10 protein-coding genes are annotated in these 11,174 nt (G+C 73.6%); 3 read left to right on the top strand and 7 right to left on the bottom strand.

What is annotated here, in order from left to right; translation table 11 throughout:
* Nucleotides 1–96: 96 nt before the first annotated feature.
* A complete protein-coding gene (locus tag AB0J10_RS25490; protein WP_363064778.1) occupies nucleotides 97–1,086 on the bottom strand; it encodes a malate dehydrogenase in 990 nt (329 codons plus the stop codon).
* 44 nt (nucleotides 1,087–1,130) lie between these two features.
* Here AB0J10_RS25490 and AB0J10_RS25485 point away from each other — a divergent pair, with 44 nt between their 5' ends.
* On the top strand, nucleotides 1,131–1,274 hold the full coding sequence (locus tag AB0J10_RS25485) for a hypothetical protein (protein ID WP_363064777.1): 144 nt from the start codon (nucleotides 1,131–1,133) through the stop codon (nucleotides 1,272–1,274).
* A gap of 80 nt (nucleotides 1,275–1,354) precedes the next feature.
* Here AB0J10_RS25485 and AB0J10_RS25480 read toward each other — a convergent pair whose 3' ends face one another.
* The 3 genes from AB0J10_RS25480 to AB0J10_RS25470 form a co-directional block, all read right to left on the bottom strand.
* Nucleotides 1,355–2,386, bottom strand: coding sequence for an XRE family transcriptional regulator (locus tag AB0J10_RS25480; RefSeq protein ID WP_363064776.1), 1,032 nt, complete (start codon nucleotides 2,384–2,386; stop codon nucleotides 1,355–1,357).
* A gap of 382 nt (nucleotides 2,387–2,768) precedes the next feature.
* Nucleotides 2,769–3,596, bottom strand: coding sequence for a DUF3017 domain-containing protein (locus AB0J10_RS25475; protein WP_363064775.1), 828 nt, complete (start codon nucleotides 3,594–3,596; stop codon nucleotides 2,769–2,771).
* Nucleotides 3,597–3,601: 5 nt separating this feature from the next.
* Nucleotides 3,602–4,459, bottom strand: a complete 858-nt coding sequence (locus AB0J10_RS25470; RefSeq protein ID WP_363064774.1) for a bifunctional methylenetetrahydrofolate dehydrogenase/methenyltetrahydrofolate cyclohydrolase — start codon at nucleotides 4,457–4,459, stop codon at nucleotides 3,602–3,604.
* Between the two features lie 354 nt (nucleotides 4,460–4,813).
* Between AB0J10_RS25470 and AB0J10_RS25465 the strand changes: the two genes are divergently transcribed.
* Nucleotides 4,814–5,395 (top strand): hypothetical protein, encoded by a 582-nt coding sequence (locus AB0J10_RS25465; RefSeq protein ID WP_363064773.1) that lies wholly within the window; start codon nucleotides 4,814–4,816, stop codon nucleotides 5,393–5,395.
* Nucleotides 5,396–5,542: 147 nt separating this feature from the next.
* Here the strand turns inward: AB0J10_RS25465 and purH are convergent, their stop codons facing one another.
* Both purH and purN read right to left on the bottom strand, forming a co-directional pair.
* Nucleotides 5,543–7,123, bottom strand: coding sequence for a bifunctional phosphoribosylaminoimidazolecarboxamide formyltransferase/IMP cyclohydrolase (gene purH, locus AB0J10_RS25460; protein ID WP_363064772.1), 1,581 nt, complete (start codon nucleotides 7,121–7,123; stop codon nucleotides 5,543–5,545).
* Nucleotides 7,110–7,727, bottom strand: coding sequence for a phosphoribosylglycinamide formyltransferase (gene purN, locus AB0J10_RS25455; protein ID WP_363064771.1), 618 nt, complete (start codon nucleotides 7,725–7,727; stop codon nucleotides 7,110–7,112). The genes purH and purN overlap by 14 nt, the downstream gene beginning before the upstream one ends.
* Nucleotides 7,728–7,953: 226 nt before the next feature.
* Between purN and AB0J10_RS25450 the strand changes: the two genes are divergently transcribed.
* Nucleotides 7,954–8,781, top strand: coding sequence for a hypothetical protein (locus tag AB0J10_RS25450; protein ID WP_363064770.1), 828 nt, complete (start codon nucleotides 7,954–7,956; stop codon nucleotides 8,779–8,781).
* A gap of 235 nt (nucleotides 8,782–9,016) precedes the next feature.
* On the opposite strand, the gene AB0J10_RS25445 is transcribed toward AB0J10_RS25450, so the two are convergent.
* On the bottom strand, nucleotides 9,017–11,083 hold the full coding sequence (locus AB0J10_RS25445; RefSeq protein ID WP_363064769.1) for a DUF6350 family protein: 2,067 nt from the start codon (nucleotides 11,081–11,083) through the stop codon (nucleotides 9,017–9,019).
* Nucleotides 11,084–11,174 lie beyond the last annotated feature (91 nt).

Raw genomic sequence — 11,174 nt, 5'->3', positions numbered from 1 at the left:
GCCCCCGCCCCGCCCCGGTCTGCCCCCCCCCGGGGGGCGCCCCCCCCCCCCCCGCGCCCCCCCACAGGCGTTCCACCGGGTACGGGGTACCGGGCGTCAGATGAGGCCGAGGCCGCGAACCGCCTCGCGCTCCTCCTCCAGCTCCTTCACCGACGCGTCGATGCGGGTGCGGGAGAACTCGTTGATGTCCAGGCCCTGGACGATCTCGTAGGTACCGCCCTTGCAGGTGACCGGGAAGGAGGAGATCAGACCCTCCGGGACGCCGTAGGAACCGTCCGACGGGATGCCCATGGAGGTCCAGTCGCCCTCGGCGGTGCCGTTGACCCAGGTGTGGATGTGGTCGATCGCGGCGTTCGCGGCGGAGGCGGCCGAGGAGGCACCGCGGGCCTCGATGATCGCGGCACCGCGCTTGGCGACGGTCGGGATGAAGGTGTCCGCCAGCCATGCCTGGTCGTCGACGACCTCCGCGGCGTTCTTGCCCGCGATCTCCGCGTGGAAGACGTCCGGGTACTGGGTCGCGGAGTGGTTGCCCCAGATGGTGAGGCGCTTGATCTCGGAGACCGGGGCGCCGGTCTTCGCGGCCAGCTGCGACAGCGCGCGGTTGTGGTCGAGGCGGGTCATCGCGGTGAAGCGCCCGGCCGGCACGTCCGGGGCGGCGGCCTGTGCGATGAGCGCGTTGGTGTTGGCCGGGTTGCCCACGACGAGGACCTTGATGTCGTCAGCGGCACGGTCGTTGATGGCCTTGCCCTGCGGCTTGAAGATGCCGCCGTTGGCCTCCAGCAGGTCACCGCGCTCCATGCCCTTGGTGCGCGGGCGGGCGCCGACGAGCAGCGCCACGTTCGCACCGTCGAAGGCGACGTTCGGGTCGTCGCTGATGTCGATGCCCTGCAGCAGCGGGAAGGCGCAGTCGTCGAGCTCCATCGCCGTGCCCTCGGCGGCCTTCAGTCCCTGCGGGATCTCGAGGAGGCGGAGCCTGACCGGCACGTCCGCGCCGAGCAGTTGGCCCGAGGCGATGCGGAAGAGCAGCGCGTAGCCGATCTGGCCGGCGGCGCCGGTGACGGTGACATTCACGGGAGTGCGGGTCATGGCGATCTCCGTAAGACAGCTGGCGGTGGGGGTCCCTGCCCCTGGTGGTGGACATCTCCACCGTAGTGATCGGCACCGCCGCGATCGACGCGATCGGAGTGATCGACGCCTACGGCGCCGGGGTGGGCACCGGTCCGCGCCGATCGGCACCGACGGCACCGATCACGGTGATCGATCTCTCGACGTGAAGAGATATCCAGCGGTCAGGCTATCCGACCCGGGCCCCCCGGAATCCCCGGACCCTTGTGGTGCGGCTCACTGGAGCGGGCTACTGTTCCGCCGTGCAGCCCTCCGTGCCGGTCGTCAGCGTGGCGCACGCCTTTGCCTCGGATCCCGCGGTCACGGCGACCATCGGGGTGTAGGCGTCCTTGTCCGCGTTGACGAGTCCGTTCTCGCTTTCTTCGCCGGCGCTTATCCGCACCTTGTCGCCCGGTGTGGCCTGGGTGATCCGCGCCCAGGCGGCCCCGCAGGTGCTGCTGTAGCGCACCTCCACGACGGCGGTGCCGACGGTCGCCCGGGAAGCCGTCGTGGCGAACTGCCCGCCGCACCCCATGTTCTCGGGGTCCTGGCCCGTGCAGTCGGCGCCGACGCACTTCACGCCCGCGGGCAGCTCCGGCGCCTGCGTCGTCGGGGCCGCGGAGGGCGACTTGGCCACGTCGGCGCCCGGCTCGTCGCCGCCCCCGCCGAGGTCGGCCAGCAGCACCGCCGCCGCGATCACCAGCAGCGCACCGACGAGCCCGGCCACGAACACCGTCGTCCTGCGCCTTCCCCTCCCCCCGCCCGGACCGCCCTGCGGGGCGGGGGCACCGGAGTGCGCGGGCCCCGACGGGTTCCCGGTCCTTTCCGATCCGCTGCCGGGCTGGGCGGGCACGTGGGACCGGTCGCGCGGGCCGTCACCGTCGGGCGCGGCCGTGGTCAGTCCGCCGGCGCGGCCGTCCCTCGCCGCGGGCCCGTTCGGCCCGGATTCGCCGAGTGCGGCCCGCGCCTGGGATATGCGGATGGCCTCCATCGTCATGTCGTGGCGCATCTCGGCGCGGCTCCAGGCGCGCTCGGCCAGCTCCCACATGGTCGTGAGGTGCACCGGATTGGTACCGGTCACCTCGGCGAGCGCGACGATCGCGCGCTTGGGTGCGAGCAGCCGTCCGTTGAGGAAGCGCTCCCACGACGTCTTGCTGTAGCCGGTCCGGTCAGCGACCGCGGCGATGCTCAGTCCGCTGCGATCGACGAGCCTGCGCAGCTGGCTCGCGAACTCCCTCACCTGCGGATCGAGTTCTTCCGGTAGCGCCTTCCAACGAGGCATTGCCTCCCCCTTGTCCCCCGAGTACGTGCCTGATGTGCCCCGCGCCGTGGTGCCCCCCGCCACGCCTCCGGGTTCCGCGTCGTCTGGACTACCCGGAGGGATGCGCGAAGCCAGGATGACAGTTCCTGGCGCCGGGGCGCACGGGGGCGTTCGGGACGATGCCGTACCCCCGCGTGCGCCGCCGTTCCGAAAGCCGGCCTCAGTCTCGCATCCGTTGCCCGACGATCACACCATGGCGGAACGGTCACTTCCGTGCCACAGGCTCCCACCGTCCCTTGTGACTGATTGGCGAGTGCATGACCCTGGATCACGCGACGGCGCCCGTCCTCCTCGGGGGAGGGGACGGCCGCCCTCGCCACGGCGCCGGTCGGACGAAGGTCCGCTATCGCACGGTGAAGCGGACCGCTTCCTCCAGGAACGGGATCTCCAGCCACGGCTGCGGCTGGACCATCAGTGCGAGCAGCACGATGACGGTGCCGAGCAGCCCGTACGTGACCATGTCGGTGAAGCGCGAGCGCACGGCCAGCATGCCCACGGACGGCAGCACCCGGCGCAGCACCGTGCCGGTCAGCAGCGCGACTCCGACGAGCATCGTGCCGACCCTGAACGCCTGCTCGAACGGGTCCGTCCCGACGATCAGCAGACCGAGCGCCGCGAGCCCGAGGACCGTCAGCAGCGGCCACTGGCGCGCGGGCGCCGGAGCGTCACCGGGGGCGGCCCGTCCGCCGCCCTCCGGACGCGCGGTGTCCCGGGTGACGGCAGGCGGGCGACGCGACCTGCTCGTGGCCCGCTCTCCCCCGCCGGCCGGGTCTGCCGGCTCCTGACGGGTGTCGTCCGACGGCCCTTCCCCGGCGGCGGCCCCGCCACCGATCGCCGTCCGGTCCCCGCGGTCGGCGCCGCTCGCCGGGCCGCTCGCGGAACCGTTCGACTCGACGCGGTCCGCGGCCGGGGCGGCGCCGTCCGGTGCACCGCGGTCACGCCGGACGGCGCCTTCGCCGTTCAGCCATGCGGGCTCGCCCGACGCATCGGGCCGGGTGCCGTTCGTGCCGGGTGCCGACCGGTCGGCCCGCGCGGCGCCGTGCGCCGGCGGGGCGGCACCGGGCCTGCCCGGTGCACCCGCCGGTTCGTCCCGCGGGCCGCGGGACGAACCGCCGGCGCGGGCCTGCCGGCGGCCGGCCGCGGGGTCCGCGTGGTTGTCCGGGGTGTCCATGGATCTCAGACCGCGGCTGCGAGCTCGGCCGCCTCGACGACGTTGACGAGGAGCATGGCGCGGGTCATCGGGCCGACCCCGCCCGGGTTCGGCGAGAGCCAGCCGGCGACCTGCGCCACGTCCGGGTGGACATCGCCGACGATCTTCCCGTTGCCGTCGCGGCTGACACCGACGTCCAGCACGGCGGCGCCCGGCTTGACGTCCTCGGGACGGACCAGGTGGGCCGAGCCCGCGGCGGCCACGATGATGTCGGCCTGGCGCAGGTGCGAGGAGAGGTCCCGCGTACCGGTGTGGCACTGGGTGACCGTGGAGTTCTCGGAGCGGCGGGTCAGCATCAGCGGGAGGGAACGCCCGATGGTGGTGCCCCGGCCCACGACGACGACGTGCGCACCCTTCAGCTCCACCCCGTACCGGCGCAGCAACCGGATCACGCCGTTCGGCGTGCACGGCAGCGGGGCGGGCTCGTTGAGCACCAGACGGCCCAGGTTCATCGGGTGCAGGCCGTCCGCGTCCTTCGACGGGTCGATCAGCTCCAGCACCCGGTTCTCGTCGATGCCCTTCGGGAGGGGCAGCTGCACGATGTAACCGGTGCACTCCGGGTTCTCGTTCAGCTCGCGGACGACCGCCTCGATCTCCTCCTGCGTGGCGGTCTCCGGAAGTTCGCGCTGGATGGAGGCGATGCCCACCTCCGCGCAGTCGCGGTGCTTGCCGGCCACGTACTTCCGGCTGCCGACGTCGTCACCGACCAGGACGGTCCCGAGGCCGGGCGTGGACCCCTTGGCCTTGAGCGCCGCCACGCGGGCGGCCAGTTCGGACTTGATCTCGGCCGCGGTGGCCTTGCCATCGAGAATCTGGGCGGTCATACCCCCATCCTCGCGGATGACCCCGCCCCGGTTCCAATCAGGTGCGGCTCGGGCGGCCGCCCACCGCCGTCCCCCGCTCCGCCGTCCCCCGCTCCGCCGTCCCCCTCCGGAGGAGTTCGCACCGGCCATCCCCGGAATCCTCCCGGCATGCCGCCACGCGGTTCGCCGAGCAGCACACGAGGTTGCACTTGCACAACACATCCGCATATCGACTGGACAAAAAGTCGACGCTGATACGACGATGAGCCGCGCAGTGTCGCGGGCAGTGTCGGGGGGCAGACCGCTTAGTCACATGTGACGTTCCTCCGTCAGGACCGCGTCGTCCCCGCAGAACCCCGACGGAGGAAACCCGCCATGAGCTTCGGCGACCCGAACAACCCGTACGGCCAGCAGCAGGGCCAGCCGGGCTACGGCTACCCGCAGGGCCAGCAGCAGCCGCCCCAGCCCGGTTACGGCTATCCCCAGGCCCCGCCCGTCCAGCCCTACGGCGGCGGATATCCCGGCGCACCCATGTCCATGCCCGGCCTGATGCAGACGGCCCGCGTCCTGCTCTTCATCGTGGGCGGCCTGCAGCTCCTCTTCGCCGTCCTCGCCGCGGTCTTCGTCGCCGCCGCGCAGGACTCGGCCAACTCGGTCGGTGTCGGCGAGGAGACCGGCATGCTGGCCGGTCTTGGCTTCTTCCTCGTCTTCATCCTGCTGGCCTTCGCCATCTGGGCGATCGTGCTGGGCGCCAAGTTCTCCAAGGGCGGCAACGGTGTGCGGGTGACGACCATCGTCTACGCCTCCCTGTTCATCCTGGGCAGCCTGACCAACTTCGGCGGTGGGACGGCGAGCTCCGCGGTCGGCGGCGTCATCGGCCTGGCCATCGGCGGCATCATCCTCGCCGCCATGGTCAACAGCGGTGCCTCCGCGTGGTTCAACCGCCCGCGCTACTGATCCCCGCCGGCCCGGGGGACCGAACCGGTCCGTCCCGGGCGCACGGGCTGCACGCACGAAGGCCGTAACCCCCGCCGCCGAGCGGGGGGTTACGGCCTTCGGCCTGTCATGCCTATGGCAGGCGGGTCGGCTGGGGCGCCGGAAACCTCAGTGGAAGAAGTGACGCGTGCCGGTGAAGTACATCGTCACGCCGGCCTTGCGCGCCGCCTCGACGACCTGCTCGTCACGGACCGAACCGCCCGGCTGGACCACGGCCTTGACGCCTGCACCGGTCAGGATCTCCAGCCCGTCGGGGAAGGGGAAGAAGGCGTCGGAGGCGGCGTAGGACCCGGCCGCCCGCTCCGAGCCCGCACGCTCGACGGCGAGCTTCGCGGAGTCGACCCGGTTCACCTGGCCCATGCCGACACCCACGCTCGCACCGTCCTTGGCGAGGAGGATCGCGTTGGACTTCACCGCGCGGCAGGCCCGCCAGGCGAAGGCGAGTTCGGCGAGCTCGGGAGCGGACAGCGCCTCACCCGCGGCCAGGGTCCAGCCGGCCGGGTCGTCGCCCTGGGCCTGGAGCCGGTCCGCGACCTGGAGCAGCGCACCCCCGTCGATCGGCTTGACCTCCACCGGCGCTGACGGAGCGTCGGGGCAGCGCAGCACGCGGATGTTCTTCTTGCGGGCCAGCACCTCGACGGCGCCGTCCTCGTAGTCCGGTGCCACGATGACCTCGGTGAAGATCTCGGCGACCTGCTCGGCCATCGCCACCGACACCGGGCGGTTGACCGCGATCACCCCGCCGAACGCGGACAGCGGGTCGCAGGCGTGGGCCTTGCGGTGCGCTTCGGCGACGTCCGCGCCGACCGCGATGCCGCACGGGTTGGCGTGCTTGATGATGGCCACGCACGGCTCGGCGTGGTCGTACGCGGCACGGCGGGCGGCCTCCGTGTCCGTGTAGTTGTTGAACGACATCTCCTTGCCGTGCAGCTGCTCGGCCTGGGCGAGCCCGCCGCCCTCCTCGGTGACGTACAGGGCGGCGTCCTGGTGCGGGTTCTCGCCGTAGCGCAGGACGTCGGAGCGCCGGTACGCGGCGCCGAGGAAGTCGGGGAGCGCGCCCGCGCCGGAGCTGCCGTCGGCCGCCGCGTCGGCCGGGGCGTACGACGAGGCGAACCAGGACGCGACGGCCACGTCGTAGGCGGCCGTGTGCTGGAACGCCTCGGCTGCCAGGCGCTTGCGCGCGGCGAGGTCGAAGCCGCCCGAGGTGGCCGCGGTGAGCACGTCGGCGTAGCGCGCCGGGCTGGTGACGACCGCGACCGAGGGGTGGTTCTTGGCGGCGGCTCGGACCATCGACGGACCGCCGATGTCGATCTGCTCGACGCACTCGTCGGGGCTCGCCCCCGAGGCGACGGTCTCCCGGAACGGGTACAGGTTGACGACCACCAGGTCGAACGGCTCCACTCCGAGCTCCGCGAGCTGCTCGCGGTGCGCGTCGAGGCGGAGGTCGGCGAGGATTCCGGCGTGCACGCGCGGATGCAGCGTCTTGACGCGGCCGTCCAGGCACTCCGGGAAGCCGGTCAGTTCCTCGACCTTGGTGACCGGGACGCCGGCCGCGGCGATCCTCCCCGCGGTGGAACCGGTGGAGACGAGCTCGACGCCGGCCTCGTGGAGCCCCCGGGCGAGCTCCTCCAGCCCCGTCTTGTCGTAGACACTGATCAACGCGCGACGGATGGGCTTATTCACCGACATGAACCTTTCGTCCCTCAATGCGGTAGCCGTTGCGGGCCAGACGCCCCACGACCTCGACGAGCAGCTGACGCTCGACTTCCTTGATGCGCTCGTGCAGAGCGGCTTCGTCGTCCTCGTTGCGGACCTCGACCACGCCCTGGGCGATGATCGGTCCGGTGTCGACGCCGTCGTCGACGAAGTGGACGGTGCACCCGGCGACCTTCACCCCGTAGGCGAGCGCGTCGCGCACACCGTGGGCACCGGGAAAGCTGGGCAGCAGAGCGGGGTGCGTGTTCACGAACCGGCCGCCGAACCGGGCGAGGAAGTCCTTGCCGACGATCTTCATAAAGCCGGCCGAGACGACGAGATCGGGTTCCCAGGCGGCCGTGGCCCCGGCCAGCGCGCGATCCCACTCCTCACGGGTCGCATGGTCCTTGACCTTGCACACGAAGGTGGGAATCCCGGCCGCGCGGGCCCGCTCGAGGCCGGCGATGCCGTCCCGGTCCGCGCCCACGGCGACGATCCGGGCGCCGAAGCCCTCGGGATCGTCGCCGATGGCGTCGAGCAGCGCCTGGAGATTGGTGCCCGATCCGGAGACCAGGACGACGAGGCGGGCGGCAGCCACAAGGGACTCTTTTCGCGTTGCGGTTCGTATTTGTATGGTCGTACGAATGAAACGAGTCCGGCGATGGGGGAACTCTACGAAGCCGTCGACCGTCGGCAACGATACCGGCACACCGAGCGGCCCCCACGGGACGGGGGCTGGGCCGGGAGGTAGCGTCTGGGGGCAGGGCCCGTCCCGGACGGAGCGCCCGCGTACCGAGGTACAAGAGGGGAAGACGTTCACCACCATGCCGGACCGACGCCGCCGCACGGCACTCCGCCTCCCGCTCGCCGCCGAGCGGGGCTCCCTGCTGCTGCGGGATCGCCAGTCCACGGAGCCCACGGAATCGCCCAAGGACGAGAGCAATCCGTTCGCGCCTCCGCCGGAGGGCTCGCCGGACCGGCCGTGGCAGCCGCGGCACGGGTCGGGGGACGACTCCCCGGGCGGCGACGGGCACGGTCCCGGCGACGAGGACGAACGGGAGGACGGGCGTGCCCCCTGGGGCAGCCAGTGGAGCAGCCGCCAGCCGGGCCGTTCCCCGGGCGGCTTCGGCGGCCGGCCGGGCAACCAGGGCGGAAACGGCGGCGGGGGCGGCGGCCAGGGGGGCGGACCGGAAGGCGGCCCCGGCCAGGGCAGCGGCCTGCGCTGGGACCCGACGGACCCCATCCAGCGCCGCGCCCGGTACGCGCTGCTCGGCGGTATGTGGGCGTTCTTCTTCGCCCTGTTCGACTTCCCCGAGATCGCCCTTCTCCTCGGTGCCCTGGCGATCTACTGGGGCGGCAGCTCGCTCCGCGCCAAGTCCCGGCGCACGACGCCGGGCGACGCGCCGACCGCGACGGCCCCTTCCCCCCGGGCCCCGGGGCAGCCGGCGGGCCGGCCGCAGGTCACGGCCGCGGTGAGCGGACTGGTGATGGCCGGGATCGCACTCACGATCGTGGCGATGACGTTCACGATGCAGCTCGTGTACCGCGACTTCTACACCTGCGTGGCGGACTCACTGACCAAGGCCGGCCAGATCTCCTGCAACGAGCGCCTTCCGGAGCCGCTGCGCGGCGTCATCGGCGTCAAGGAGTAGCCGGGCCGCGCGCGGGCGGCCGCCACCTCGGGGCCTGGCGCGGAGTGCGAGCGACGGCCTTCCCCGAGGAACACGTACCCGCCGACCGGATCGCGCCGCCGCCGGCCGCGGCGGACACGGGTCCGCCGGACGGTGTGCCACGGCCGCCCGCACGGGACGTGCGGGCGGCCTTCGCTCCGTGCCGGGCGCCCGCTCACCCTCGGTGGCTACGACCCGACCGCCCGCCGGGCGCCCGTCACGAAGCGGCATCACCCTCCGGGAACCCCGACCCGCCGGACGAACCCGACGGCGCCGAACCGTCGTGCCCGCGCGTCCCCCCGCTGTCGCGGAGACCCGACCAGCTGCCGAGTCCGCTGCCTCCGACGGGACCCACGGGGCCGGGTGCGGGCGGACCGCCGCCCACCGAGCCGCCGTCGGGGACGGGCACGGCTTCGGCGGGCCCGCCCGCTCCGGGGTTCGGCGCGGGTACGCCAGCCACGGGCCCGGGGCCGGAGGCCGGCGGCCCCGGCGTGGAACCGGGGGTGGCTGCGGCCGGCGCGGAACCGGGGTCGTGAGACGGCGGCCCCGGTGCGCGGACGGCGGGCGCGGGGCCGGGCAATGGGAGCGCGGGCGGCAGTTCGTCCCAGACCCCGCCGTTGATCCCAGGGCCTCCGACGGGCATCGCGGGCCAGGGGAGCGGGCCCGTCCGGGCCGCCGCCGTGGGCTCCTTGGGCGGCGGTCCGGGCGCGTCCGACCCCCCGGTGGCGGCGTCGGCTCCGGGTACGGGTCCCGTCGCCGGCCCGGTTCCGGGCGGGGCGCACTCCGCCCCGGCAGCCTCGGGCACGGACGACACACCGGACGTCCGTGATCCCGCGGATGTCGGCGGGGTCGACGCGGACGGGGACGCAGTCACGCCGGGGGACGGGAACGGGAACGCCGCCATCAGACCGCCCGACGCCTGCTTGATGGCCTCCCAGCGAGGGACCCTCAGCCGGCGGTCGGCGTCGCGGAAGCGCCATGCGCGGAGCGCCAGGGCGACGGGCACACCCACCGCGGCCGTCCAGAGGAACGCGGCCGGTCCCGTGAGCCACCAGACGGGACCGAAGGAGGCCAGGGCACCCGTACCGAGCGCCCCGCCGGCAGCCGCCGACAGGCCGGCCGTGAGGGCCCCGCACACGGCCGCCGCCAGCAGCGCGGTGAGCGCCGTCTCGCCGCGGCTCACCGGCGCCCGCACGGCGGCCGCGCCGGTGCCTGGGCCGCTCCCGCCGATGACGGGAACACCCGCACCCCGGGCCCCCTCCTCCAGGGACTCGGCCGTCGGTGCCGTGCGCCAGGCCAGCGTCAGCCCCGCCGCGAGCGGCACCACCGCCGCGGCCAGACCCAGCGGAATGCCCGACCTGTCGAGCGGTACCGCGGCGAGCAGGGGAAAGGGCGGCAGCGCGGGCGTACCCGCGAGCCCCAGCGGCGTCGCCGTGGCGCCCGTACCGAGCACGAAGCCGGGGCCCAGTCCGTAGGAAGCCGCCCAGACGGCGGCGTTCGGCATCAGCGCCAGCACGAGCAGCAGCAGAGCGAATCTGCCCTGCCAGTCGTGCGCGAGCCGCGTGAACACCTCCTGCGCCGCACCCGCGTGCACCACCAGCGAGGCGCCGACGATCAGCGCGCCGCCGCCGGCCAACACCGCGACCGTGAGCCCCGCGGCCCGGAACGCCACGATCACCCACGAGCGGGCCGGCGCGATCCGCGCGGCTTCCGGGACCCAGCGGGGCAGTGGCCCGAGCGGACGCCCGTACGCCGTCCACACGCCCGCCGCGGCCGTGATCACGACCAGCGCGGGTACGTGCAGCAGCGCGCTGAGCGGTTCCGCGGCGAGCTCACCGCCCCTGGAGTAGAGCACCGCGCCCACCGCCACCGTCAGATATCCGCAGCTCACCCCGAGGGCCGCCGTGGTCGCCGACGGCTGCCGTCCGCCTTCCGCCGTCTCGACCGCATCACGGGCGGCCCGGTACACCAGGAAGACCGGCAGCGCCGTGAGCAGCAGTGGGACGAGACCCACCGGAGCCGGCGCCTCGGAGAGCGTCTCGGATCTGATCAGCTCGGTCCCGTGGGCGAGGAGCCACATGCCGGCGGCCGCGTGGAGCGCTCCGTCGGGTCCGCTGTCCGGGTACGGGGAACTGATCCACATCACCGTCACCAGCGCGGCGAGTGCGCCGAGCCCGAGGCCCCCGGCGATCGCCCCGCGCAGCAGGCACATCGCGGGCGGGGCCGCGGACCGGCCGCCCTGCACGGCCACGCGCATGGGGCCGCGATCGGTCGTCTGGGTCACGCGGCCATGCTGCCAACGACACGCGCTTTATCCGCGTAACGGGAGATTGCTCGCTGTGTCGCTAAAAATACGCTTATGTACTTTCCGGCCC

The sequence above is a fragment of the Streptomyces sp. NPDC049887 genome (assembly GCF_040656535.1).
In the GTDB taxonomy this organism is placed as follows: Bacteria; Actinomycetota; Actinomycetes; order Streptomycetales; family Streptomycetaceae; genus Streptomyces.
Note: the sequence above shows the minus strand (reverse complement) of the source record. Positions and strands in the feature narration are given on the sequence as shown.

Bases quoted from the DNA above. Each gene is read 5' to 3' on its own strand.
- AB0J10_RS25450 (WP_363064770.1), top strand. From the start codon at position 7,954: ATGCCGGACCGACGCCGCCGCACGGCACTCCGCCTCCCGCTCGCCGCC.
- AB0J10_RS25480 (WP_363064776.1), bottom strand. From the start codon at position 2,386: ATGCCTCGTTGGAAGGCGCTACCGGAAGAACTCGATCCGCAGGTGAGG.
- purH (WP_363064772.1), bottom strand. From the start codon at position 7,123: ATGTCGGTGAATAAGCCCATCCGTCGCGCGTTGATCAGTGTCTACGAC.
- AB0J10_RS25465 (WP_363064773.1), top strand. From the start codon at position 4,814: ATGAGCTTCGGCGACCCGAACAACCCGTACGGCCAGCAGCAGGGCCAG.
- AB0J10_RS25475 (WP_363064775.1), bottom strand. From the start codon at position 3,596: ATGGACACCCCGGACAACCACGCGGACCCCGCGGCCGGCCGCCGGCAG.
- AB0J10_RS25490 (WP_363064778.1), bottom strand. From the start codon at position 1,086: ATGACCCGCACTCCCGTGAATGTCACCGTCACCGGCGCCGCCGGCCAG.
- AB0J10_RS25470 (WP_363064774.1), bottom strand. From the start codon at position 4,459: ATGACCGCCCAGATTCTCGATGGCAAGGCCACCGCGGCCGAGATCAAG.